Consider the following 24,108-nt stretch of genomic DNA (forward strand, 5'->3'; position numbering starts at 1 on the left):
TACCAGCACGGCAGCGTGGACGGCGAAGAACAACCGGCGCTGATCATCGCCGACCACCACGGCGACGCCCCGAAACTGGACCCGGTGCCCTGCAACACCCAGGCCGGCGGCAGCACCAAACAGGCCTGCGTGTTCAGCTTCGCCTACGAAGAACGCATCAAAGCCGCTTCGGTCGCCATGAAGGACTACACCTTCAAAAACCCCGCCTACGCCCTGATGCACGAACAAAGCGCCGGCAGCCCGAACCACCGCGAAGACTATCAACACTACGACTACCCCGGCCGCTACAAGGCCGACGCCAGCGGCCAGCCCTTCACCCAGGCCAGACTGGACGCCCTCAGAAACGACGCCTCCCTGGCCCAGGGCAAAAGCAACCGCCCGGACTTCACCGTGGGTGCCAAAGTCGAGTTGCAGGACCACGACAGCCAGAGCCTGAACCGGGAATGGCTGCTGACCGCCATCACCCACACCGGCAAGCAGCCTCAGGCGATGCAGGAAGAAGGTGGCAGCCAGCCCACCAGCTACCACAACGACTTCACCGCCATCCCGGCCGACAAAACCTGGCGGCCATTGTGCAACCACAAACCGATGATGGACGGCCCCCAGATGGCCCTCGTCACCGGCCCGGACGGTGAAGAAATCCACTGCGATCAGTACGGACGAGTGAAAGTCAGATTCCCCTGGGACCGCTACTCCAAAAACGACGAACACAGCAGTGCCTGGCTCAGAGTCAGCCAGGGCTGGGCCGGCGGCCAATACGGCTTTATGGCCCTGCCCAGAATCGGCAACGAAGTCATCGTCAGCTTCCTGGACGGCGACCCGGACCAGCCCATCATCACCGGCCGTACCTACCACGCCACCAACACACCGCCCTATGCGCTGCCGGAACACAAAACAAGAACCACCTTGAAAACCAAGACCCACAAAGGGGAAGGCAGCAACGAACTGCGCTTTGAAGACGAAGCCGACCAGGAGCAGATCTACCTCCACGCCCAGAAAGACCTGGACCTGCTCACGGAGAACAACCGCACCGAATTCATCAAGAATGACAGCCATCTGACGGTGGAGAATAACCAATTCAGCCACACAAAAGCCGCTGAGCATTGCACCACTGATGGGGAAAGCCGGGTTTCCGTTGGCGACGATTGCAGCCAGATTATCGCAGGCAGTTTTCACCAGAAAACTGGCCGTACCATGGCTTCGGAAGCCGGTACCGAGGTGCACCATAAAGCGGGTGCGAAAGTGGTGCTGGATGCCGGGGCAGAACTGACGATTTCTGGTGGTGGCAGCTTTATCAAACTGGACCCGAGTGGGGTGACGTTGAGTGGGGCGGGGATCAAGATAAATTCTGGGGGGAGTGCGGGGAGTGGGAGTGGGCAAAGCGCAGCTGCTCCGGAGCTGCCTGCAGTGCTTGGCAGAGCTGGGGCAACAATGCCGCAACCTCCCGCACTGGCAAACGTTGGCCAACGCAAAGCTGCCTCTCCTGACCAGATGGAGTTTGGGCAGTTACCGGGTTCTGATCGAAAACTGATCATTGATGTGATTGGCGGGCATCTAGAGCGCGACTCAGTGGAAGCAGTCAAGGGCACCGAAGGGGAGGAAAACGCATGACGGATAATGTGGATTTTTCAGATGAGTCCCGAGATCGCTCTATTCTAAGAAAAGCCGATTACGATGACGCTGATCCCAAAGATCTGGTGTTGACCGTCCCCAAGCGTGATGGCGGCAAAATCTCTATCCCTCTCCTGAAGCACGCCAGATCGAACATGGAGCGCGATGATTATCAAGAGAATACGCTGGTAAGAATTAAGCCTCTGGCTGAGATCGCCAGCGACCTGCCAGTGAGAAGTGGCGGACTCACGATCTATCAGGGTAAGGGGGTGGCACTGCTCCGGCCCGGTTTTCTCTATATTTTCCGTAAAGACAAGCTCTGGCGGGAGTTGGAAATCAGTCAGAACTCTCAATTTAGCGATATTGATCTTGAGGCAACGAGAGCGGAGGTTGGTGATCCAGCGTCAGACTTTAGAATGGTTCGCCCATCCGCCGGGCAGTGGTTGGATGATGTGCTTGTTCCGGTGTTTCTCCAAGGACAGGCGGTGATGCACGATTTCCGCATGGCCTTCAGTGAGGTTCAGTGGGATTGGTCTTACATCCAAAAACTTGAAGAGAGTGCAGCGACTCGTAATGCAAGGACGACGGGTGTGGGTCACGCCTGGGCTGTCACATCGGTTGATTCATTGAGTTTTGAAACTGGATTTCCTGCATCACGTGTTGAAGATGTTCCGGAGCTTAGGCACAGGGATCTGGGCATTGAATTGATGATAGAAAATCCCAGTGACTTTGCTCCCAGTTTTGAGGGGCCGGGCAACCATGAATTATGCGCCAAACTGGCGAAGCTATTGAGGCAGAACCAGAGTCAAACGGCCGAGGCTGTATCAGACAGTCAAGTTGATGCGAGTGATGACGGTGGTGAAGTGCCAGAGATGCTTGAATTTAGTTGCGAACAGGGAATGGATCTTTTGTGGGATCTTCGCAGGCACAAAGGTGTAGCCTGCGTGGCACTTCCAGACCCTCTTTTCGAGCTTCGGCACTCTTTGACGCAATTGCATTTGGCTATGCATTATTTGGATGCTGTGGATGTTTCTATCCAAAAGAATCCAATGGCGCATTCGGCGATGCTGATCCGGCAAGCTGTGTTTGATCCGTTGCCGAATGGCAGGCCCAGCGTTCTAGCTAATTATGCGACGGCGGTCGATCGTGAAAAGTTGGACGAAGTTCTGGATACCCCCGAAAAGAACCATGCTATTCGAGTTATAGAAAAACATGTTGACGACCTTCAGCATAAAATTAATTTGAGGAGTCTTGATGTTTTCTTTGAAGATTATCGGGAATGTAATGATCTAGCGATTTGCGAAGCCTACCTGTTGATTGCAGACCAGCTTAATGTATTACAACAGATTCCAGGTGTTCTAAGAGCCCAAGGTGTCAGCACTGGCGATCGGGTGTTAACCCGATTACGCGAATGGTTATTGGATGGAAACTTTCTTACCGATTGGGCTCCGCAATTGACAGGCCGCCAAGGTAGGAGTGCTGGATCACTGTCTCCGTTTGAGAAGCTACAAAAGCTCGCTCGTGAACAGGCCGAGATTGATGAAGGCCTATTAGATCGCCTCAACATTCAATCATTGGTATACCTTGAAAAACAAGTTAAGGAAAAACAGGACGGCGGCGACAGCATTTTCAAAGATCTGTCCAATGCTGGAAAAATAGGCGGCCTGATATCTGGTGCCCTTGGGGAGTGGAGTTCTTCAGTATTGACTGTCTGCAAGCGCTTGATCGAGGAGGGCGCGATACAGCAGATTGAAATTCAGAGAATTATGCAGGCCGCGTCCTCCAATCTTATTTTGACCGATCCAGCCTTAAAAGACATTGATGTTGTAAACCGAGCGGGTGCGGTTACACGCGGGTCCATAATTGGTGTATCAGGAAACGGACTCAAACGAGGGTTGACAGACTTTGATCGTGTAGACGGTGTGCTCACCCGCAAGAGTGATTATCTGTATGCAGATATGCTGGATGACGCTGATAAATTGGTCGCATCAAGTAGCCCCACCCGTGCCGCTCAAGCTTTAGACGATGCCATTCAGAAGGCAGCTGGTGGAACAACAGTATTCTTCGTCCCGGAAGGTCACCCTGAAGCTCAGAAGTTGGGATTGTTGAAAGTCGATTTTGCAAAACGAGTTGGCAAAATAGTAGATGGCCCCGCAGTGTCACGCGGATTGGTGGTGTTAGCGGCGTTTAATGTATTCCTGGAGGCCCACGCTGTGAGCCAAGTACTTCGGCAACAGAATGGGAATCTAACACTGGCAACAAGCAAAGTTGCTGGGGCTTTTACTGACCTAGTTGCTGCGTCTTTAAAGCTTAGTCTTGTTTTGGAGAGTGGCGCAGTTCAAACAACAAGCGTTCACAAGTTTGCCACTCGTCCACTTTTCGATATGAAAAACTGGATTTTCATTGGCAATAGGTTGAAAAATCTGAGCGTAGGCACATTAGTCCGGACCGTTGGTTTGGCAACATTTATAACAGGAACCATTACAGTTGTATTGAGCTCCTGGGAGATGCGTATTAGTTTTTCTAATAAGGACTTTGACGCCGCCGCAGGCCATGCAATAGCGGTAACAGGTGCCTTGGTATTTATGGCTTATCCTCTTATGGGTGCTCTGCTTGCTATTCCAGGCTGGGGGTGGGCAATCTTGGGGATGAGTATGGTGGTTGGAGGCAGCTTATATGCAAACGCGGTCAGAGATGATTCGTTTGAGCGGCTCCTAAAACGTGGGCCGTGGGGCACATATCCCGACACTTCCTTGATGGAGCTGAATGATCAGGCATACTACAGCCAGTTGCTGTCTTTGCTCTCGCCAATTCGGGTGACAGCCCAGAGATATGCTGATATTGATCCAGACCCAGAGCTATCCCATCCGAGTTATGCGCCTGAACCAGATGACTACGTAGTCACGGTGCAATTTCCGCTTATTAGTCGTTTACAGCTATACCGCGGGTATGAGTGCCGGGCGGATTTTCCCGAAAGGTCGTTTAATCTGGTTGTTCAGGAAGTTGCCTACCAGTCCTCGAGTACAAGTATCACGTCTCCGGGCTCGATAGCACCTGTCAGCGCTACCCAGTTAGTTAAGGCAACACCATTAACTAAGGTTACGGCCAGACAATCTTTGCCTCACCAATCAGCGGTTCGATTCCTGGTTAAGCGTGAGTTTCAAGACAGTGAATATCTCAGCCTGTTTTACCAGGAATCGGTCTCAACCCGGGTTCGGGTCGGACTGCAGGTTATTCTTGATACTGAGTTGGGCCCTTTGATATTTCCTGCTCCTGTGTATGAGAATTTTGAACCGTTCGATATGGTTGTGCATGGCAACCCGCCACCCAAAGAAAGAACAATCCTGGATCCATACGCTCAGCCCAAGTCTCCCTATTGGTATTTCACCGAGGTTACCGTATGAGTAACAAGCCAGAACTGTCTGAATTTTCAGGTGCCGCTTTCAGAGCTGAGAACGTAGGACCTCTTCCTGACTCCCCGCACAAACGTACCCGTATCGGCGAGGAGTTGCAGCCGATAGGTACCTATGCGGAAATGATTCCCTATCTGCGAACGATACAAGACGTTGAAGCTCTGCAGGCGCATGAAAAGGTCGACCCTGAGTTTAAAGACAAAGATTGGTGGTCGGATCACCGGAGGCTCCAGTTTTTAAATGGGAAGCTAGGATTGAAGTTTTTGATGCTGATTCTGCCTTTAGCTTGGGTCTTGACGTTGGTAATCGGTGGTTTGGGCTCGATTGTATGGGGCACTGTCCACCTGACTGAGACGTATGGACTTCCGGCGTTTATTCATTTACTGCTTTTGTTTACGCTTGTACCAGCGTGGTTAATATTTTCATTTTGGATAATTCCCTCTAGCACCACTTGGTTAATGAGTACTGGAATAGGTTTTTTCCTCAAGCCTTTCGAAACACACATCAACAAAAAGCTGAGCGACACCTTAGAAGACGGCTGTAGCGAATTTAATCGAGTCACCGGGCAGGTCCGCATAGCGCTGGGCAAGGGCCGATTTTTTGAAGCCCCTTTTGTAGAATTCGACGCCTATGTGGACCGGGTGATCCAGCACGGAGGTATTTTCTTCCGGCTGGTGCTCGTGCACCGCTACACTCAGAAAACATTTAACAAAACCGGTTTCAGTACCATTGAAGCAGAAAAGTCTGAAGTTCTGGCTCTCTGGGATATGCTTCAGCGTTACATGGATGTGACTCAGCCACTGCCTGATACACCCCGTTTGGAACCCTTCCGCCATCTGGACCCCGTAACCGTCGAGCACGACAAGAAAACGGGGCGTAATCCAAGATACTGGCGCGACCTGGACCTGGAAGTCTGGAAAGAGGGTGAAGGCTGGACAGAAGTCCATCAGCGGCAGAGTCAGTTTGCCTGGGGAAGTCGGCGTTGCAAACTCACTCCACAACTGGGCAAGATTTCGATGGAAGAATACCGTAAGCAACGGCCAGAGGGTGCTTGGCCAATTTAACGTTACAAGGAAGTAAACAATGGACTATCAAATCAAAGAACTTATGAAGCAGGGCCTGAGCCGACACGAAATCTTCGAGCAGCTCAAAAAGCAGTCGGGCAATCAAATGCGTCTGGCTAATAAGGTTGCAACGTTCGAGCCTGGCTCACCCTCTACGAAAACCGTCCTAATCAACCGGGTCCTCCTGACCCTCTGCCTGCTCCAGGCATTTCTCGGGATCTGGGTGATCTACTCCAATGTGGTCCCGACGGATGAGGAGTTTGGCTGGCAAGGCATCGTCGCAACGTTCATTTTGACGATATTCTATTTTGTCGGCCTGTTAAGAAAGTCTTTCACCGGATATGCCTCATTTATTCTTTTATGTGTTGCCGTTATCGCCAGCTATGTCTATTTCTTCAACCATTTCCCGATTGTCTCGATCGTGGGTGTTTTGTTGGCGGTTGCCGGGGGCGCTCTTTCGTACTCGGTCAAGGTTCGACTATTTCCTCACATGGGTTTTATGGATGTGAAGAAAGACGAAGGTGGAGCGTATATCCTGGAATAGCTGAATTTATAATCTTCGGATTAGCATCAACTTTTGCTTGTTGCAAAATGCAACATTTGTAGTAATCTGTAGCTGTATCAGTCCAGCAGTCAGTTCAGGAGGGCATCATGGCTACCGCAATTCGAATTGATGACAAGCTAATCCGTGAGGCGTCAGCGGAGGCTCAGGTTCAGCGGCGTTCTACGCCCAAGCAGATCGAATACTGGGCGGAAATTGGCCGAATTGTGGCTGGAGAAGTGACCGCCGAGGATTTGGTCGCCATCGCTCAGGGCAATCGTCGGGTGAGAGTGGAGCCATTGGTTCCGGAGTCTGTATCAAGTGACGATTTGTGGGCTGAGGTGGATGCAGCGAGGGAGTCTGGCGAGCTGGCAAAAGCTATCTCTCATCACCGCACCGTGTATCAGCGCTCGCTCGATAAACCTGGCTATCTGCAAGCCATTCACCCCGATGGTGGCCGGCAAACCGGTTTGTTCAGAAATGGAGCTTTTGAGGCGCTGAATGACCGAGATGACGCAGCCTGAGTTGTGGCTTCTTATCGGTGGCAACGGTTCCGGTAAGTCGACCTTTTATGAGCGATTTTTGGCGCGTCGAAATCTGGCCTTTATCAATGCCGATAACATCGCCAGAAGCCTATGGCCGGAGGCGCCCGAAAAGCACAGTTATGCAGCGGCGTTGATTGCAGAAAAGGAGCGGTATCGGTTTCTGGAGGAAGGTGCCAGCTTTTGCTTTGAAACGGTGTTCTCTCATCCTTCGAAGGTGGATTTTCTCGGGGCTGCCAAAGCGGCAGGTTTTCGAATCCGGATGTTTTATTTCCATTTGGAGTTGGCGTCGCTGAACAAGGCTCGTGTTCACTCGCGGGTCAAAGCTGGCGGACACGGGGTTCCGGAAGAAAAAATTGAGACCGGGATTCCTCGCACACTGCAGAATCTGAAGGCAAGTATTGGCCTGGTGGACGAGCTGCACCTGATTGATAACTCGAGCGCGGAAAAGCCATTTGTCCGTGTGGCGGAGTGGAAAAGCGGAAACTGGGTGTTACATCAGAACCCTGTACCTGACTGGACAGCCTTGCTGATCAGCGATTGAGTCGACCCGCCAAAGGCCAATCCCCCGGCATTACAAAACACCGCGTTTTCTCAACCCAGCAGCCAAACCCAGAATCCCAGACCAACTCGGCAAACAGCGCCGGAATCCCCCTGTCCACCACAAAGCGGACGGCCTCCCACGCTGCCGTGCCATCGGGTGTCTCCACCTGCCGCCATGGGCTAATCCAGTGCGGCTTCTTCAGGGACGCCCAGTTGCTAACATCCTGCGCCCTCAGTTCACGGGCATATCGCCAATGGCCGCGCAGGTGATCACCGGGCACAAACTCGGGCACGGACACGTTGCCGCTGTCGGGGTAGAACAGGTACCCGGGCAAAAAAATCCTCGGCGTGATCGTTTCTGATATGCCCAGTTCGTTCAGCAGGGTCTGTGCCTCTGGCCGCTGCGCCATGCCGCTTTGATGCTCCAGCATCCGGCCTACCTTTAAATCCAACCGGTCCCGGGCATTGGGGCCATACCACAGGGTGGAAGAGCCAGGTTCTGGCACGCCCAGATAGTACTTGATGGCAATTTCGTGGTGTTCCAGCACTCCGGTGCCGGCATTTCGGACCAGAAAATCCAGTTCCCCAAGGGTTTGCCCGCCGGCTCGTATCTGTTGGTTCTTGAGCAGAATATCCCAGCCCAGCAGGTCGGTCAGCATCACCTCATACAGTCGCTCGAAGTAATGGCCCAGCCTGCGCTCGGCGGGCTCGGCCAACCTTGCAGGCAGGGTCTCCGGGTGTCGGTCCCAGTGTTGTAATTGCTCACGATAATCTGCAGGAAGAAACCGCGAAGGCTGAAAACTCATCGGTGACGCCAGCAATTGCGGCGCCTGGCACAACCAGGCCAGGTGGCGGATGGCGGGTGTCTGATAGCTGATCAAAGAGGCTGCATGTGTCGTCATGGCGTCAGAATACCGTAAACTGTGAATCAATAAGAGCCAGCGAAAGACAGGAGACTGTTATGCAATACCTGCACACGATGATTCGGGTCAGCAATCTGGACGATACCCTTCACTTCTTCTGTGATTTGCTGGGAATGGTGGAAATTAGCCGCAAGAGCAGTGAAAAGGGCCGCTTCACCCTGGTGTTTCTGGCGGCGCCGGACGATGAGGCCCGGGCCCGCGAGCACAGGGCACCGATGATTGAGCTTACCTACAACTGGGACCCCGAGGAATACTCGGGTGGCCGCAACTTCGGCCATCTGGCGTTCCGGGTCGAGGATATTTACGCACTGTGTGAGACGCTGCAAACCAATGGTGTGACCATCAACCGACCACCCCGGGATGGCCACATGGCCTTTGTGCGCACGCCGGACGGCATCTCGATCGAGCTGCTGCAGAAAGGCGAGGCACTGCCACCCCGGGAGCCCTGGGCAAGTATGGAGAATACCGGCAGCTGGTGACGCGCTGGGTGCCCTCCTGCAGAGCGCGGGTCACCGCAAAGTGAGATCTGGTTCACATTTTTGACGGCAGCCCTGGTCGATCAGACCAAGGCTGCGACCCATACCACTGGCTTATCATTTGTTGGGTTTTGTAACGCCCGTTACGCAAACAACAACAAATGAGGTGGTTATGATGTTTTCCAGAAACGCGCTGGCAGCAGCGATAATGCTGGGCTTGGTGGGCTGTGGTGGTTCGGATTCTGCCTCCGATATTGCTCAGGCTGCGGGGCCGGTAGCACCTGATACCGCGCCTCCCGGCCATGCCGGCGGCAACAAAGTGTTGCCTACAGGGGAGGGCGAGGTCCGGGTGTTGTCGAACCGCGCTGACCTGATCAGTGGCGGCGATGCTCTGGTTGATGTCGTTATCCGTGACCCCCAGGCTGCCCGCATTCTGCTGAACGATCAGGATATCTCCAGCCAGTTCACGGTGCAGGGTGCTGACACCTTGCGAGGCCTGGTGACGGGGCTGGTGCTGGGTGAGAACACTCTGGAGGTGCTGCTGGATAACGCAACCAGCCGGCTGGAGAAAACCATCACCAACCACCCCAAGGGCGGCCCGGTGTTTTCCGGGCCTCAGGTTCAGCCCTGGAACTGCACCAACGCGGGGGCAATCGACGAGCAATGTAACCAGCCGCCGGAGTATCGTTTCAAGTACGTGCCTGCGGAGAAGCTGTCCCGCCTGTTTACCGAGTTTGATCCGGAAGATCCGGGGATGCCAGACGCCTTCCTGCCGTACGATCCTGACCACCCGCCCGCCGATGACGACATCGCCATGATCACCACCGATGAGGGCATCGACATGCCTTTCATTGTGCGTGTGGAAACCGGCGTGATTAACCGTGACCGCTATCAGGTCATGTCACTCTATCAGCCCGACGGAGACTGGACGGCGCTGAACCCCCAGTCACACTGGAACGGCAAGGTGCTGGTTCATCACGGTGGTAATGTGGGGGTGAGTTATGGCATGGGCAGCCCCCCGAACGGCGACATCTCTGGCCTGACCAACGGTAACGAGTTGCTGTTTGGTGACAGCATTTCGGTGGCCCTGGCGAGGGGGTTTGTGACCTTGTCTACGGCTCAGGCCAACCTGGGGCACAACGTCAATCTGGTGACTGCTGCCGAATCCCTGATGATGGCCAAGGAGCACATCATCGAGAACTATGGTCCCGTCCGATACACCATCGGCACCGGGTGTTCCGGCGGCGCCATTGCCCAGCAGCACATCGCCAATGCCTACCCGGGTATCTATCAGGGCCTGATTGTGCAGTGTTCCTATCCGGATGTCTGGACAACGGCTACCCAGTTTGCGGATTACAACCTGATCAGCAACTACCTTGGGCTGCAAGTGCCCGAGAGCCCGGAAGGGTTTCTGTCCTTTATGGGCGACCTGTTGACCAACACCCTGCTGCCTGTGCAATGGCCCTTTGTGTACGGGCACCTGCCGGTCAATCCGGTGGTGTCAGACCTGGCCTTTTTCCCGGCGGCCTATCCGGACCAGGAAGAGTGTCGCCGCCTGCAGGATGGCGTTCCGGTCTACCACCCGGAAGAGAATCCAGCGGGCCTTCGGTGCGGCTTGATCGATTACATGGTCAATCAATTTGGCGAGCGGCCCCCGGAGGTCTGGTCTGAAAATGAACAGTTGCTAGGGCGCGGGTTTGCCGGCCTTCCGCTGGACAACGAAGGTGTGCAGTACGGTTTGCGGGCGCTGCAGGAAGGGACGATCAGTGGGGCCCAGTTCCTGGATCTGAACCGGGAAATCGGCGGTTTCAACGTCGATATCAAGTATCAGCCCGAACGCACCCGGGGTGACGTTCAGGCCATCACCAACGCGTATCGCACCGGTGCCATCAACACGACGGAAAATCTGGTCGGCGTGCCGATGATTGATTTGCGAGGGCCAGACCCTGGTTTGGCTCACGATGCCTTCCATTCCTGGCAGACCCGTGCGCGGATTGAGTCTGTTCAGGGCCATTCATTGAATCATGTGATCTGGTACGGCGCCTTTCCAATTGCCGGGGATACCGTCTTCGCGACCGAGGCGCTGCTGACGATGGATCAGTGGCTGGCGGGCATCGAAACCGACGAACGTGATGATGGCCTGGCGAACAAGGTTGTTCGCAACCGGCCTGAATTTGCCCGCGACCGCTGCCTGTCGCTTTCCGGTGCGACGGCGGAGTGGGGGGTGGTGTTACCGCTTACCGGCGGCCTGATTTATCCCGACCCGGTTTTGCCTGGCCTGGAGCACCTGCTGGCACCTCGCTTGCCCGCAGAGATTGGCGAGATTCTGGACGTGGCCACCGGCCAGGTCTGCGGCCTGGACCTGGGCGCATTGGGACTGCCTTCTCTGGTGACGGACCTGCTGTCTCCAATCACCGATCCGGTTGTTGAGCTTCAGTCTTTGCTGGTGCAAACCCGCTTTGGCACACCCCGAACGGTGGCAGGGGATGACATCCGTACGCTGAACAACAAGTGCCAATTGAAGCCGGTGGACCCGGCGGATTACCCGGTTAACCTGCTGCAGGGCATCACCAACTCGGAAAATTTTGCCCAGAAAGTGGCTGAGATCTTCCCCGAGGGGGTATGCGACTACCGTAAGCCGCCGGTTGGGCAGGGGCCGACGGTAACCTGGATGCACTATGGCGATGCCCGGGAGGTGGTCTACGGTGGCGCGCCGCTGGCAGAGCATGGCCAACCGGTTGCGGGCTGGGCTGCGCCGGCGTTTGAGGTGACGTTGTCGCCAAACCGTCTGGATTAGTTGCGCAACTCATCAAAACGGGCACGGTAGCGTTGCCCTGGCCGGGTATTCCTCCTAGAATTCCCGGCTGTTTTTTTGCATCAGGATGATGCAGCCCCAAAACCAAGGAAGGAGAATGCCGAATGGACGATTGGCAAGCTTGCCTGGCCCCTCAATGCCAGGCTGCACTGCTGCAAGCCCGCGAGAATGTCGCCAGCCGTGGCGGCTCGGTCATTACCGTTGAAGATTTTCTGCTGGCGTTACTCGATGCCGCGGTCGACGTGGTGCCGTTTCTGACGCGCCAGGGTGTCGATCTGGATGAGCTGGTGCGCACCATTCAGGGCGAGCAGCCCATTGTCGCTGAAGTACACGGCGATGGTGACCTGTCGTCACAGCTCATCTATTGGATTTCCGGAACCCGCGAGGCCATTGAATCGCCCTGGCTGGACTGGCCACAGCTGTTGCGCGGTCTGGTGCATTGTGCAGAACGCCTGCAGGACAAAGCGTATGTGGCGGTACTGGAGCTGGTGAATCACTGGCCAATCGAGTCGTCTTCGCCGGTAGCGCCGCTGCTGGCTCAGGATCAAACCCTCACGCCCGTCACCATCACAGACCCGGCCTGGCTGCAGCTGGCAGAGGACGTTGCCGTGATCTTGTCTGCCAACCGGCGAGCGCTGGTATGGATGCGGGGTGCCCGGGGCAGTGGTAAGAGCGCCTGGCTGACAATGTTGTTGGCTACGCCCGGGTTGCCCTGGGTGCAAATGGATGTGCGCCGTCAGGCCGAAGTGATGGCGTCTGATCAGCCCTTGCTGCCGGCGGGCGATAACGCGCGTGCCAGTTGGCCTGCGCTGATTCTCGATAACGTATCGCCGACCGAGTTGCTGGAACTGTTAGCGCAGCGGGACGGCGTTGTTCGGGAGTTGCTGACCGGCTGGCGGGGCCCGATACTGTTGCTGGCGGAGGGGCGCGCCTCTCCGGATGACAGCCGGTTGTCGGCGCAACTCGGGCGTGAGCTGGACGTAATGGCGATACCGGGCATCAGCGTGGTGCAACGCGTGTCGATTCTGAGTGCGCATCAGCCCGTTATTGAGAAGCGCTGGAACGTTCAGTTATCTCCGGCCGCGATGGAGTTTGCGGCATCGTGCCGCAACCCGTGTGTGGCAACACCGGGGGCTATGCTGGAGTGGCTTCAGAGAGCCGCCGCCAGGCTGGACCTGTTTGCCAGTCGTGGACCGCTTGAGATCATGGCCGGGGCTGCGCAGCAGGAGACGCTTCGGCGGCAATCGTTGGTGGCTATGGCCAGGGATGAAGAGTGGCAAGTCGCTGAAGAGGCCATGAAAGCATTGGCGATTGAGCAGGCCGCGGCGGAGGTCGTGTGGCATGAACGCAAGCATTCGGGAACGCTGCGGCGACTGTTGGTTGAGGACGTCCGTAAGGAACTGGAACGTTGGGTTGCAGCAAGACCCGGGCCGGTTCACTATGTGTTGCATTGTGACCAACAGCAGGGAGATTCCTTGGGTGCAGGATCTGGAAATTTATATTCGTGACATCAAGCCGGGCGCCGTATCCGGGTGGCTTGAGGGGCAGCTGGACCAGCTGCAACTGGATGACAGTGATGTGTCTTCGGTAATGAAAGGTACCGCAATCCACAACGGTGAGCGGGTTCGCATTACGCTTTACCCCGGTGCCTTTGGCAAACGGTTCACGTCGCTGGTGATGGAAGGGGAGCGTCTACCCTGGAACACCGATCTGGAATGTGCCCGCAGTGCCTGGAGGGCGGTGGAAACCGAGGTTCGCTGCAGTCCTGGTGACTGGAAGGAAGGTGAGCCGGTTGAAGAGGATAAGTGGTGGCGGCTCGACCACCGGGGTGAGCAGCAGGTGGTGTGGAATTAACCGGTCCTGACTGATCGGGGTAACAAAAAGGCAGCCTTTACAGGCTGCCTTTTTGGGTTCTGCAGGTGACGTTTACTCGCTCAGAATAGACACGTTGTCTGCCTGCAGGCCTTTGTCGGCCTCGACCACATTGAACCGGACCAATTGGCCCTGGCGCAGTACGCGACGGCCGCGGCCACGAATGGCGCGGAAATGAACGAAGATTTCATCGCCACTGTCACGGACGATAAAGCCAAATCCTTTTTTGACGTTGAACCACTTAACGCTACCTTCTTCATCACCTTCCGGTGTGGTGTCGTCAAAATCGTCTTCTTCATCTTCATCGTAAACACTGCTCTGCTGACTGGCGCGTGCAGGACGGCTTTGCGGACGAGCAGCTGCAGCAGTCGCCGGTGCCGGCTGTTTGTTGGCAAGAGCGATCGCCAGAAAGCCGGTGATGGCGAAAATAACGAAGGCAATCAGGTACGCCGCAAGGCCGCCAACGCTGCCAAGTGCCTCGGCGATGTTGCCAGCGCTGAGGGCGGCGAGGAATTGCGGTGTCACGGACAGCAATAGGAACAGTATCAGAGGTGCCGGAATGGCGATCATAAGGGAAAGGCGGATCGCTTTGGCTGGATTACGCATTGGCTGAATATTCTCCATAATTAACACTAACGATAAAAAGCCGGACATCGGGTAACATGGCATGCCCGGCCAATGAACGCCGCCACTGATGGCGGTAAAAGGCGGCATGATACCAGATTACGGAAAGGACTGACCAAATCTCATGAGTAAAAACACCCTGGAAGACCGTCTTGCGGAACTGGAAATGCGACTTGCGTTCCAGGATGACGTGATTAACACCCTGAGTGAGCAAGTGGCCAAGCAGGAAATGGATCTTCGGGAGTTGTGGGAAGCGAAGCGAATAATGCACAAACAGTTGCGGGATATGGCGCCGTCCAATCTCAAGTCAGAGCAGGACGAGGCGCCACCGCCGCATTACTGAGATTGGCGTGAGCTCCGGGGTCAGACCCCCGCGCGGCCCTAAGGCCTCAAAGCGCGCGCGGGTCTGACCCCTCGGCGGTGAGCGGCCCAACTAGCCTCCGGGGTCTGACCCCTCAGGGTTATCCCAGCAGTTCTACCAGAATCTGTTCGTAGATTTCAGAGAGGGTGTCGAGGTCTTCGGCTTTCACGCATTCGTCCACTTTGTGGATGGTGGCGTTGATGGGGCCGAGTTCGACCACCTGGGCACCGGTGGGCGCGATAAAGCGGCCGTCGGAGGTGCCGCCAGAGGTGGACAGTTCGGTTTCCCGGCCGGTGACGGTGCGGATCGCGTCTTGACTGGCAGCCACGAGAGCGCCTTTGTCGGTCAGGAACGGGCGGCCACTCAGGTGCCATTGCAGATCGTATTTCAGGTTATGGCGATCCAGAACCGCCACCACTCGCTCTTCCAGGCTTTCTGCGGTGTTTTCGGTGCAGTAACGGAAGTTGAAGTGCACCAGGCACTCCCCCGGAATGATGTTGCTGCCGGTGCCGGACTCAATGCGGGTAATCTGGAACGTGGTCGGCGGGAAATAATCGTTGCCGTTGTCCCAGAATTCCTTGGCCAGGGCGTCCAGCGCGGGTGCGACCGTATGCACCGGATTTTCCGCCAGGTGCGGGTAGGCCACGTGGCCCTGCACACCGTGCACGGTCAGGTAGCCGTGCAGTGAGCCACGTCGACCGTTCTTGATGACATCACCCACCTGATGAGTGCTGGACGGTTCGCCAATCAGGCACCAGTCCATTTTCTCGTGGCGGGCTTCCAGGGCTTGTACCACCTTGACCGTGCCATCCTGAGCCGGGCCCTCTTCGTCGCTGGTGATCAGCAGGGCGATGGAACCGCGATGGTGTGGGTTGTTATTCACAAAGCGCTCGCACGCGGTCACAAAGGCCGCCAGGCTGCCCTTCATGTCAGCGGCGCCTCGGCCATATAGGTAGCCGTCTTTGATCACCGGATCAAACGGCGGGTGCGCCCAATTCTGCTCCGGGCCGGTGGGCACCACATCGGTGTGGCCAGCAAAGGCCAGTACCGGGCCATCAGTGCCCTTGCGGGCCCAGAGGTTGTCGGTCTCACCAAACCGCAGATTCTCACCGGTGAAACCCAGCGGCTCCAGGCGCGACATCATCAGATCCTGGCAGCCGGCGTCGTCTGGCGTGACCGACCGACGGCGAATGAGGTCTATGGCGAGTTCGAGAGTGGGCGATAAGCTCATGCGGTCTACCAGTTTTCCTGATTAGTTGTTGGCGTGCAGTTCTTCATTCAGCTCGATGGCTGACTTGTTGGTTTTGCACTCGACAGCGCCGGTCTGGCTGTTGCGACGGAACAGCAGGTCGTTCTTGCTGGCCAGGTCGCGGGCCTTGATCACTTCCACCAGCTGGTTGTTATCGTCCAGCAGCGCCACTTTGGTGCCGGAGGTGATGTACAGGCCAGCCTCAACGGTGCAGCGATCGCCCAGGGGGATGCCGATGCCGGCGTTGGCACCGAGCAGACAGTTCTCACCGACGGAAATAACGATGTTACCGCCACCGGACAGGGTGCCCATGGTGGAGCAGCCGCCGCCCAGGTCCGAGCCTTTGCCGATCATTACGCCGGCAGAGATGCGGCCTTCGATCATGCTGGTGCCTTCGGTACCGGCATTGAAGTTGATGAAGCCTTCGTGCATCACGGTGGTGCCTTCACCCACGTAAGCGCCCAGGCGGACACGAGCGGTGTCAGCGATACGAACACCTTTGGGCACTACGTAGTCGGTCATTTGCGGAAACTTGTCGACCGATTTCACTTCCAGGGTGCGGCCTTCGATGCGGGCCTGCAGCTGGCGTTCGGGTAGCTCGTTCAGGTCGATCGCACCTTCGTTGGTCCAGGCCAGATTCGGCAGCAAGCCAAAGATACCGTCCAGTTTGAGGCTGTGGGGCTTGGCCAGGCGATGTGAGATCAGGTGCAGCTTGAGATACACCTCGGGGGTGCTCGAGGCGGTGTCGTCGGTGGCCAGAACCGTCACCACCACCGGGCGTTTGCTTTGGGCTGCTGTCTCGGCCAGTCTGGCCTGGTCGATCTGGCCCAGCTGGCGAAGGGCGTTAGCGAACTGGGCCAGCAGCTCGGCGCTGGCCTCGATGGCCTGATTGCCACCTTGATAGTCCAGCGCGGTTTCAACCACGTCGATCAGGTCTTTGCCTGGAGTCATGATCGGCTGCTGGTAGTAAACCTCCAGCCATTCGCCCTGATTGTTCTGGCTGCCGATGCCAATGCCGAATGCAAAACTCATCTGGTGGTTGCTCCTGTATTCATTAAATGAAAAATGTTTTTGCCGATTAGTTCCATGCAGCCCATTGGTCTGCATGGAAGCCCACGGTCACGTCATTGCCGCGCTCTACAACCGGGCGTTTGATGATGGAGGGGTTCTCCAGCATGATCTGGTGGGCGCTTGGGGCGCTAATGGTATCACGAACCTCATCGGGAAGTTTCCGCCAGGTGGTGCCCCGTTTGTTGATCAGGGTTTCCCAGCCAACGGCCTGTTCCCACTGGTCCAGCTTGACGCTGGTGAGGCCGTCTTTCTTGAAATCGTGGAACTCGTAGGCAACGCCGTTATCATCCAGCCATTTGCGGGCTTTCTTGACGGTGTCGCAGTTCTTGATGCCATACAGTTTCATGCGTTAAAGCCTTTTACGAACTTGACGATCCGGTGGGCGGCTTCCACGCACTCGTCCAGCGGTGCCACCAGGGCCATGCGCACGCGGTTTTCCCCGGGGTTGTAGCCATCCACGGTGCGAGACAGATAGCGGCCGGGCAGTACGTGCACGTTTTGCTGAGCGGACAGTTCACGGGCGAAGGTTTCGTCGTCTATCGGGGTTTCCGGCCAGAGATAGAAGCCGGCGTCCGGAAAGTCTACGTTCATCACCTCCCTGAGAATCGGAACGATCGCTTCAAACTTGGCTCGGTAGGCCGCGCGGTTTTCACGCACATGATCCTCGTCGTTCCAGGCGGCGATGCTGGCCAGCTGATTGTGAATCGGCATGGCGCAACCGTGGTAGGTGCGGTATTTCAGATAGCCGGCCAGTACGTCGGCGTCGCCGGCGACAAAACCGGAGCGCAGGCCGGGCAGGTTGCTGCGCTTGGACAGGCTGTGGAACACGATGCAGCGTTTGAAGTCGTGGCGGCCGATGGCGGCGCAGGTCTGCAGCAGGCCTTCGGGCGGGTTGGCTTCGTCCGGGTAGAGTTCGGAGTAGCATTCGTCGGAGGCGATCAGGAAATCGTGCCGGTCGGCCAGGTTGATGACCTTGATCAGAGTTTCCCGTGGCATTACCGCACCGCTGGGGTTGCCGGGGGAGCACAGGAACAGGATCTGGCAGTCTTGCCACACGGACTCCGGCACGGCGTCAAAATCCGGGATAAAGCCGTTATTGGCGTCGCAGGGCAGGTACAACGGATCGGCGCCGGCCAGGAAGGCGGCTCCTTCGTATATCTGATAGAAGGGGTTGGGGCTGACCACAGCCGCCGGTTTGCTGGCATCCACCACCGCTTGCACCAGGGCAAAAATGGCCTCTCGGGTGCCGTTAACCGGAAGCACATTGTGGGCCGGGCTCAGGGCGCCTTGGGCCAGACCGAAACGGCGGGTGGCCCAGCCGGCGATGGTCTCCCGTAGTTCGTCAAGGCCCTTGGTGGTGGGGTAGTTGGCCAGCTTGTCCAGGTTGTTAGCAATCACCTGTTTTACAAACGCGGGTGACGGGTGTTTGGGTTCGCCAATGCCCAGTGAGATCGGCGTCAGGTGCTCCGGCACGGTAATGCCGGCTTTCAGTTTGGCCAGTTTTTCAAACGGGTAGGGGTGAAGTCGGTCGAGATTGGGGTTCATTGAATGTCGTCCAGCATGGTACAGAGGTCCTGTTGCAGGGCCTGGCACACGCCCGAGTCGCGCAGGGGTTCGCCGTGCTCATCGGTAATAAAGAACACGTCTTCAACCCGCTCGCCCAGGGTGGCGATTTTGGCGTTGGTCAGTCGCACCCGGTGTTCCAGCAACACCTGACCAATCCGGGCCAGCAGGCCAGGGCGGTCAGGGGTGATTACTTCCATCACCGTGCGCTGGTTGATGGTGTCGTTGGAAAACGTCACTTCCGTAGGGAAGGCAAAGTGCTTCAGTTGCCGGGGCGTGCGCCGGTGAATAATGTCCGGGTAGTCTTCCGGGTCATCGAGTTCTTCGATCAGGCGTTTGCGGGTCCGCTCTTTGCGGGCCGGGTCCACGCCAAGGGGCTGGCCCTGCTCGTCGAGCACCACGTAGGAGCTGATCGAGTGAGGCCCTTCGCTGCTGTTGATGCGAGCGTCCACGATGTTCAGATTCAGCTGTTCCAGCACGGCGGTGGTGGCGGCGAACAGCGCGACCCGATCCTTCATATAAATGATGATCTGGGAATAGCCGTCGGTTGGCCCGCCCCGGGTGTCACGGATCAGCACCAACGGGTCCGGATTATCGCCATGGCGGATAATCGCGGCGGTCTGCCAGGCGATGTCGACGGTGGAGTCCTGCAGGAAGTAGTCATCGTCAACCGTGCCCCAGATATGCTCGATCTGGTCATCGGTCATGTTCTGCGCGTGCAGGATTCCGCGCGCCTCTTCACGGGTGGCATCAATCCAGGCCTGGCGATCGACGGGGGTATCGGTGCCCCGGCGCAGGGCGCGCTTGGTTTCAATGTAGAGCTGGCGCAACAGGGACGCCCGCCAGGTGTTCCAGAGTTTCGGGTTGGTGGCGCTGATGTCGCACACGGTGAGAATGTACAGGTAGTCCAGGTGGGCCTGACTGGGAATGGCGCGGGCAAAGGCCTGAATGATGTCCGGATCCGAGATGTCTTTGCGCTGGGCGGTCATCGACATCAGCAAATGGTTTTCCACCATCCAGGACACCAGCTGGGTATCCCGCTCACTCAGGTGATGGCGCTCGCAAAAAGCTTCGGCATCAATGGCGCCCAGTTCCGAGTGGTCACCGCCCCGGCCTTTGGCAACGTCATGATAGAGGCCGGCGATAAACAGGGTTTCCAGCTTGGGCAGCCGGTGGATCAGGCGCGAGGCCAGGGGGTATTCATCACGCACATCTGTGCTGTTCAGGCGTACCATGTTGCGGATGACCCGCATGGTGTGGGCATCCACGGTGTATATGTGGAACAGATCGTGCTGCATCTGGCCGATAATCTGGCCAAATTCCGGCAGGTAGCGGCCCAGCACGTTGTATTTTTTCATGGCCGACAGAGTCTGGTCGAGCGCGTGCGGGGTGCGCAGCAGTTCCATAAACAAGGTGGTTACTGCCAGGTCGGAGCGAAAGGCATCATCAATCAGGTGTCGGTGTGCCCGCAGGGAGCGAATGGTGGTGGCCCGGATGCCCTTGATCTCGGAGTGCTGGGCCATCAATACGAAAATTTCCATGATGGCGTAGGGGGCATAGGCGAAGACCTGATTGTTGATGGCTTCGATATAAAGGTTGCGCACTTGAAAGCGTTTGTTGAGTGGCCGGATTTCGTCTTCGCTGCCGCTGCCGATGATCGCCTCATCGTAGAACTGTAAAATGACGTCGGCGAGCTCGGCCAGGGCCAGCACGGTGCGGTAATAGGACTGCATCATCAACTCGACCCCAAGGCGCTTGCCTTCGTCCTGGTAGCCCAGCATTTCCGCCAGTGCTCGCTGATGGTCGAACAGCAGCCGGTTTTCGTTGCGATCGGCGAGCAGTTGCAGGCCGTAGCGCAGTTGCCAGAGGAAGGTTTCTCCCTGATGCAGGATCTGGTGTTCTTCTTCGGTCAGAATGCTGAAGCGGGTCAGGTCCGTGGTGTTCTGCAGCCCGAAGTGCCGTTTGGTGATCCAGCCGATGGTCTGGATATCCCGCAGCGCACCGGGGGAGCCTTTCACGTTGGGCTCCAGGTTGTATTCTGTGTCGCCGTACTTCTGGTGGCGCCTCTGCTGTTCCGCTCGCTTGGCCAGAAAGTAGTCACGATCCGAGCTGACGTCGTCTGAAAAGATGGTGTCACTGAGCTCTTTGCGTAAGCCGTCCGGCCCGGCAATGGTCCGGGTCTCCAGCAGGTTGGTCAGGATGGTGATGTCCTGGCGGGCGGAAGCCACGGATTCTTCCAGACTGCGGACGCTGTGGCCGATATCCAGCTTGAGATCCCACAATAAGGTAATGAAGGCGCCCAGATCGTCCTGCCAGCCTTCTTCTATGCCATTGCGTGTCAGAATCAGCAGGTCAATGTCTGAGTGGGGGTGCAGTTCGCCCCGGCCATAGCCGCCGACGGCGATCAGCGCGATGTCAGAGGAGCGGGAGAGCGGATACCGGTTCCAGATCAGCCGCAGCACCTTGTCAATGGTGTTGGCCCGTGTATGAACCAGGGCTCTGACGTCGGCGCCTTGCCGAAACGCTTCAGCATCCGTGTCATAGCTCGTCCTTAACAGCTCCCGGGCGGCAAAAACCGGTGAGGTATCGTTGCTGATGCGGGATTCCAGCTCGCTCCGATCCACTTAGAATGACTCTTCCGAGCGCTTGGTCAGTACTTCAAAACCGTCGGCCGTCACCAGGATGGTGTGTTCCCACTGCGCCGAGAGCTTGTGGTCCTTGGTGACCACGGTCCAGCCATCTGCCAGCAGTTTGGTCTGGAGCTTGCCCTGGTTGATCATCGGTTCGATGGTGAACGTCATGCCTTCCTGCAGCTCCATGCCTGTGCCGGGCTTGCCGTAATGCATCACCTGCGGTTCCTCATGGAAGACCTTGCCGATGCCGTGGCCACAGTAGTCTCGCACCACTGAGTATCGATGTTTTTCAGCGTGCTGCTGAATCACGTGGCCGATGTCGCCCAGGCGGGCTCCTGGCTTAACCAGCTCAATACCTTTATACAGGCATTCCTGGGTGATCTGGATCAAACGCTCAGACCCCGGTTTGGGCTTGCCGACAACCCACATTTTGCTGGTGTCGCCGTGGTACTCATCTTTAATAACGGTAACGTCAATGTTGATGATGTCGCCGTCTTTCAGCACTTTGTTCTCTGAGGGTATGCCATGACAGATAACATGGTTCACAGAAGTGCAGACAGACTTCGGAAACCCTTTGTAGTTGAGCGGGGCGGGTATCGCCTTCTGCTCATTGACAATATAGTCGTGACAGATGCTGTTCAGTTCTTCGGTGGTCACGCCGGGTTTGACGTGCTCGCCGATCATTTCCAGAACGTCGGCGGCCAGGCGGCCGGCTACGCGCATCTTTTCGATTTCATCGGGGGTTTTGATAGATACCTGCATCGGGCTTCCTGTTGATTTGCATCAAACCGGCATTTTAAGGGTCGGAGGGTTCCGGTACAAGGAAGCATGCAGGTAAAAGTAATGGCGTTTTGGCGCAGAATTATGATATAAACGCGCCCGCTGGAAACAATTCCGGCAAATTCACACACGTGTCAGCACGTTGTCCCAGGGTGCCGGCTCCTGTTTTAAGGAGGCTGGTTGGGTCAATCGGACGCGTGGAGGCCTAACCCGAAGCTAAAAGGTAAATATCATGGCTCAGGTAAATATGCGTGACCTGCTCAAGGCAGGTGCTCACTTCGGTCACCAGACTCGTTACTGGAACCCGAAAATGTCGAAGTTCATCTTCGGCGCCCGCAACAAGATTCACATCATCAACCTTGAACAGACTGTTCCTGCGATGAACGAAGCGCTGAATGTGATTCAGCAGCTGGCAGGCAACAAGAACAAGATCCTGTTCGTTGGTACCAAGCGTGCTGCGTCCAAGATTATCAAGGAAGAAGCTCAGCGTTCAAACCAGCCGTACGTTAACCACCGCTGGTTAGGTGGCATGCTGACCAACTACAAAACAATCCGTCAGTCTATCCGTCGCTACCGTGATCTGGAAGCTCAGAGTCAGGACGGTACCTTTGACAAGCTGACCAAGAAAGAAGCTCTCGAGCGTACCCGCGAGATGGACAAGCTTGAGCGTTCCATTGGCGGTATCAAGGACATGGGCGGTCTGCCGGATGCCCTGTTCGTGATCGACGTGGATCACGAGCGCATCGCCATCAAGGAAGCCAACAAGCTTGGCATCCCCGTTATCGGTGTGGTTGATACCAACAGCGATCCGGACGGCGTTGATTACGTGATTCCGGGTAACGATGACGCCATTCGCGCCATCCAGATCTACGTTCAGGCCGTTGCCGATACCTGCCTGGAAGCTGCCCAGTCTTCAGGCGGAGCTGACGAGTTTGTTGAAGTCAGCGAAGATGTTGCAGGCGCTGCTCCGGCCGCTGAGTAACACTTGAACTGACGGTTTGAGTTGTAAGGCATGCCCGCCTTTTTATCCGGGCATGCCTCCCCACCGAATTCGGAAACGATTAAGAGGATTGAACATGGCTGCAATTACCGCTGCAATGGTCAAAGAGCTGCGTGAGCGTACCGGCCTTGGCATGATGGAATGCAAGAAGGCGCTGGTTGAGGCGGAAGGCAGTGTTGACGCTGCGATTGAAGAGCTGCGCAAGTCTTCAGGCCTGAAAGCCGCCAAAAAAGCTGGCCGGACCGCCGCTGAAGGTGTGTCTCTGATCAAGATTTCTGACGACAACACCGTTGCCTACATTCTTGAAGTGAATTCTGAAACGGACTTCGTAGCCCGTGACGATAACTTCCTGAACTTTGCCAACGACGTGCTGGGCGTTGCCTTTGAAAAAGGCGAAACTGACGTTGCCGCGCTGATGGCAGGCGACCTGGAGTCCAAGCGTGAAGCGCTGGTGCAGAAGATCGGTGAGAACATCACTGTTCGTCGCATCGTGAAAGTGGAAGGCCCGGTTGTTGGCGGCTACGTTCACAGCACCAACAAGATCGCTTGTGTTGTTGCGTTGACCGCTGGTGACTCTGAGCTGGCCCGCGACATCGCCATGCACGCCGCGGCTGTTAATCCGCGCGTCGGCAAGCCGGAAGAAATGCCGCAGGAAGAGCTGGAAAAAGAGAAGGACATCATCAAGGCTCAGCCGGATATGGAAGGCAAACCTGCTGAAATCATCGAGAAGATGATGGGTGGCCGTATCAAGAAGTTCCTGGCTGAAAACAGCCTGGTTGAGCAGCCGTTCGTCAAGAACCCGGACCAGAAAGTGGGTGACCTGATCAAGTCCGCCGGTGGCGAACTGGTTGGTTTCGTTCGCTTGGAAGTGGGTGAAGGCATCGAAAGAGAAGAGGTGGATTTTGCTGCTGAAGTGGCTGCTGCCGCTGGCACAGGCAAGTCCTGATCTGCTTCTGAGTGTTGTCGCAAAGGGTGACAACACTACCTGAGTCTGCCACGTCTGCCGGGTTTCCCCGGCTTTCGTGGC

General features: G+C 56.5%; 21 protein-coding genes. 13 read left to right on the forward strand and 8 right to left on the reverse strand.

The features are described 5' to 3' along the window. From C7H08_RS11855 to C7H08_RS11880, 6 genes are all read left to right on the forward strand, one after another. Positions 1-1,611 (forward strand): type VI secretion system Vgr family protein (locus C7H08_RS11855; RefSeq protein ID WP_243411435.1); only part of this gene is annotated, 1,611 nt, incomplete at its 5' end. Further along, positions 1,608-5,015 carry a toxin VasX gene (locus C7H08_RS11860; RefSeq protein ID WP_106672107.1) on the forward strand — a complete coding sequence of 1,136 codons (3,408 nt, stop codon included), beginning with the start codon at positions 1,608-1,610 and terminating at the stop codon, positions 5,013-5,015. The genes C7H08_RS11855 and C7H08_RS11860, both read left to right, overlap by 4 nt. Continuing rightward, positions 5,012-6,088 carry an ABC transporter permease gene (locus tag C7H08_RS11865; RefSeq protein WP_106672109.1) on the forward strand — a complete coding sequence of 359 codons (1,077 nt, stop codon included), beginning with the start codon at positions 5,012-5,014 and terminating at the stop codon, positions 6,086-6,088. The genes C7H08_RS11860 and C7H08_RS11865 overlap by 4 nt, the downstream gene beginning before the upstream one ends. 19 nt (positions 6,089-6,107) lie before the next feature. Then, a complete protein-coding gene (locus tag C7H08_RS11870) occupies positions 6,108-6,632 on the forward strand; it encodes a hypothetical protein (RefSeq protein WP_106672111.1) in 525 nt (174 codons plus the stop codon). A gap of 107 nt (positions 6,633-6,739) precedes the next feature. Further along, positions 6,740-7,153, forward strand: coding sequence for a TA system antitoxin ParD family protein (locus C7H08_RS11875; RefSeq protein WP_106672113.1), 414 nt, complete (start codon positions 6,740-6,742; stop codon positions 7,151-7,153). After that, positions 7,131-7,715 (forward strand): ATPase, encoded by a 585-nt coding sequence (locus tag C7H08_RS11880; protein ID WP_106672117.1) that lies wholly within the window; start codon positions 7,131-7,133, stop codon positions 7,713-7,715. The genes C7H08_RS11875 and C7H08_RS11880 overlap by 23 nt, the downstream gene beginning before the upstream one ends. On the opposite strand, the gene C7H08_RS11885 is transcribed toward C7H08_RS11880, so the two are convergent. Next, complete coding sequence (locus C7H08_RS11885) at positions 7,705-8,616, reverse strand: DUF1853 family protein (RefSeq protein ID WP_106672120.1); 912 nt, start codon at positions 8,614-8,616, stop codon at positions 7,705-7,707. The genes C7H08_RS11880 and C7H08_RS11885 overlap by 11 nt on opposite strands. A 59-nt stretch (positions 8,617-8,675) precedes the next feature. Between C7H08_RS11885 and C7H08_RS11890 the strand changes: the two genes are divergently transcribed. The 4 genes from C7H08_RS11890 (at position 8,676) to C7H08_RS11905 (ending at position 13,782) form a co-directional block, all read left to right on the forward strand. Beyond that, a complete protein-coding gene (locus C7H08_RS11890; RefSeq protein WP_106672123.1) occupies positions 8,676-9,116 on the forward strand; it encodes a VOC family protein in 441 nt (146 codons plus the stop codon). Between the two features lie 169 nt (positions 9,117-9,285). After that, a complete protein-coding gene (locus tag C7H08_RS11895; protein ID WP_106672124.1) occupies positions 9,286-11,910 on the forward strand; it encodes a DUF6351 family protein in 2,625 nt (874 codons plus the stop codon). 122 nt (positions 11,911-12,032) lie between these two features. Next, complete coding sequence (locus tag C7H08_RS11900) at positions 12,033-13,436, forward strand: hypothetical protein (protein ID WP_106672127.1); 1,404 nt, start codon at positions 12,033-12,035, stop codon at positions 13,434-13,436. Then, entirely contained in the window at positions 13,408-13,782 is a 375-nt protein-coding gene (locus tag C7H08_RS11905) for a hypothetical protein (RefSeq protein WP_106672129.1), read from the forward strand. The genes C7H08_RS11900 and C7H08_RS11905 overlap by 29 nt, the downstream gene beginning before the upstream one ends. Before the next feature lie 72 nt (positions 13,783-13,854). Here the strand turns inward: C7H08_RS11905 and C7H08_RS18490 are convergent, their stop codons facing one another. After that, positions 13,855-14,406: a cold-shock protein gene (locus C7H08_RS18490; RefSeq protein ID WP_106672332.1), complete on the reverse strand. Its 552-nt coding sequence runs from the start codon at positions 14,404-14,406 to the stop codon at positions 13,855-13,857. Between the two features lie 142 nt (positions 14,407-14,548). Between C7H08_RS18490 and C7H08_RS11915 the strand changes: the two genes are divergently transcribed. Beyond that, the gene (locus C7H08_RS11915; RefSeq protein WP_106672132.1) at positions 14,549-14,767 is read left to right on the forward strand and encodes a SlyX family protein; all 219 of its coding nucleotides are present in this window, start codon (positions 14,549-14,551) and stop codon (positions 14,765-14,767) included. Positions 14,768-14,885: 118 nt separating this feature from the next. Here the strand turns inward: C7H08_RS11915 and dapE are convergent, their stop codons facing one another. From dapE to map, 6 genes are read right to left on the reverse strand one after another with little or no spacing between them, the layout of a single operon-like run. Then, a complete protein-coding gene (gene dapE, locus C7H08_RS11920; RefSeq protein WP_106672134.1) occupies positions 14,886-16,016 on the reverse strand; it encodes a succinyl-diaminopimelate desuccinylase in 1,131 nt (376 codons plus the stop codon). Between the two features lie 21 nt (positions 16,017-16,037). After that, positions 16,038-17,066, reverse strand: coding sequence for a 2,3,4,5-tetrahydropyridine-2,6-dicarboxylate N-succinyltransferase (gene dapD / locus C7H08_RS11925; protein ID WP_106672135.1), 1,029 nt, complete (start codon positions 17,064-17,066; stop codon positions 16,038-16,040). 46 nt (positions 17,067-17,112) lie between these two features. Beyond that, positions 17,113-17,451 (reverse strand): ArsC family reductase, encoded by a 339-nt coding sequence (locus tag C7H08_RS11930; RefSeq protein WP_106672137.1) that lies wholly within the window; start codon positions 17,449-17,451, stop codon positions 17,113-17,115. Next, entirely contained in the window at positions 17,448-18,650 is a 1,203-nt protein-coding gene (dapC, locus tag C7H08_RS11935; protein WP_106672139.1) for a succinyldiaminopimelate transaminase, read from the reverse strand. Before dapC ends, C7H08_RS11930 begins: the two co-directional genes overlap by 4 nt. Next, on the reverse strand, positions 18,647-21,292 hold the full coding sequence (locus C7H08_RS11940; RefSeq protein WP_106672141.1) for a [protein-PII] uridylyltransferase: 2,646 nt from the start codon (positions 21,290-21,292) through the stop codon (positions 18,647-18,649). The genes dapC and C7H08_RS11940 overlap by 4 nt, the downstream gene beginning before the upstream one ends. Then, a complete protein-coding gene (map, locus tag C7H08_RS11945; RefSeq protein WP_106672143.1) occupies positions 21,293-22,063 on the reverse strand; it encodes a type I methionyl aminopeptidase in 771 nt (256 codons plus the stop codon). Between the two features lie 250 nt (positions 22,064-22,313). Between map and rpsB the strand changes: the two genes are divergently transcribed. After that, complete coding sequence (rpsB, locus tag C7H08_RS11950) at positions 22,314-23,063, forward strand: 30S ribosomal protein S2 (RefSeq protein ID WP_106672145.1); 750 nt, start codon at positions 22,314-22,316, stop codon at positions 23,061-23,063. 94 nt (positions 23,064-23,157) lie between these two features. After that, complete coding sequence (tsf, locus tag C7H08_RS11955; protein WP_106672147.1) at positions 23,158-24,027, forward strand: translation elongation factor Ts; 870 nt, start codon at positions 23,158-23,160, stop codon at positions 24,025-24,027. Positions 24,028-24,108 lie beyond the last annotated feature (81 nt).

The sequence above is a fragment of the Marinobacter halophilus genome (assembly GCF_003007685.1).
Lineage (GTDB): Bacteria > Pseudomonadota > Gammaproteobacteria > Pseudomonadales > Oleiphilaceae > Marinobacter > Marinobacter halophilus.

Coding starts and splice junctions, on each gene's coding strand:
- C7H08_RS11870 (WP_106672111.1), top strand. CDS start 6,108: ATGGACTATCAAATCAAAGAACTTATGAAGCAGGGCCTGAGCCGACAC.
- C7H08_RS11915 (WP_106672132.1), top strand. CDS start 14,549: ATGAGTAAAAACACCCTGGAAGACCGTCTTGCGGAACTGGAAATGCGA.
- C7H08_RS18490 (WP_106672332.1), bottom strand. CDS start 14,406: ATGCGTAATCCAGCCAAAGCGATCCGCCTTTCCCTTATGATCGCCATT.
- C7H08_RS11900 (WP_106672127.1), top strand. CDS start 12,033: ATGGACGATTGGCAAGCTTGCCTGGCCCCTCAATGCCAGGCTGCACTG.
- C7H08_RS11890 (WP_106672123.1), top strand. CDS start 8,676: ATGCAATACCTGCACACGATGATTCGGGTCAGCAATCTGGACGATACC.
- C7H08_RS11895 (WP_106672124.1), top strand. CDS start 9,286: ATGATGTTTTCCAGAAACGCGCTGGCAGCAGCGATAATGCTGGGCTTG.
- map (WP_106672143.1), bottom strand. CDS start 22,063: ATGCAGGTATCTATCAAAACCCCCGATGAAATCGAAAAGATGCGCGTA.
- dapE (WP_106672134.1), bottom strand. CDS start 16,016: ATGAGCTTATCGCCCACTCTCGAACTCGCCATAGACCTCATTCGCCGT.
- C7H08_RS11885 (WP_106672120.1), bottom strand. CDS start 8,616: ATGACGACACATGCAGCCTCTTTGATCAGCTATCAGACACCCGCCATC.
- rpsB (WP_106672145.1), top strand. CDS start 22,314: ATGGCTCAGGTAAATATGCGTGACCTGCTCAAGGCAGGTGCTCACTTC.
- C7H08_RS11875 (WP_106672113.1), top strand. CDS start 6,740: ATGGCTACCGCAATTCGAATTGATGACAAGCTAATCCGTGAGGCGTCA.
- C7H08_RS11930 (WP_106672137.1), bottom strand. CDS start 17,451: ATGAAACTGTATGGCATCAAGAACTGCGACACCGTCAAGAAAGCCCGC.
- dapC (WP_106672139.1), bottom strand. CDS start 18,650: ATGAACCCCAATCTCGACCGACTTCACCCCTACCCGTTTGAAAAACTG.
- C7H08_RS11865 (WP_106672109.1), top strand. CDS start 5,012: ATGAGTAACAAGCCAGAACTGTCTGAATTTTCAGGTGCCGCTTTCAGA.
- dapD (WP_106672135.1), bottom strand. CDS start 17,066: ATGAGTTTTGCATTCGGCATTGGCATCGGCAGCCAGAACAATCAGGGC.
- C7H08_RS11880 (WP_106672117.1), top strand. CDS start 7,131: ATGACCGAGATGACGCAGCCTGAGTTGTGGCTTCTTATCGGTGGCAAC.
- tsf (WP_106672147.1), top strand. CDS start 23,158: ATGGCTGCAATTACCGCTGCAATGGTCAAAGAGCTGCGTGAGCGTACC.
- C7H08_RS11860 (WP_106672107.1), top strand. CDS start 1,608: ATGACGGATAATGTGGATTTTTCAGATGAGTCCCGAGATCGCTCTATT.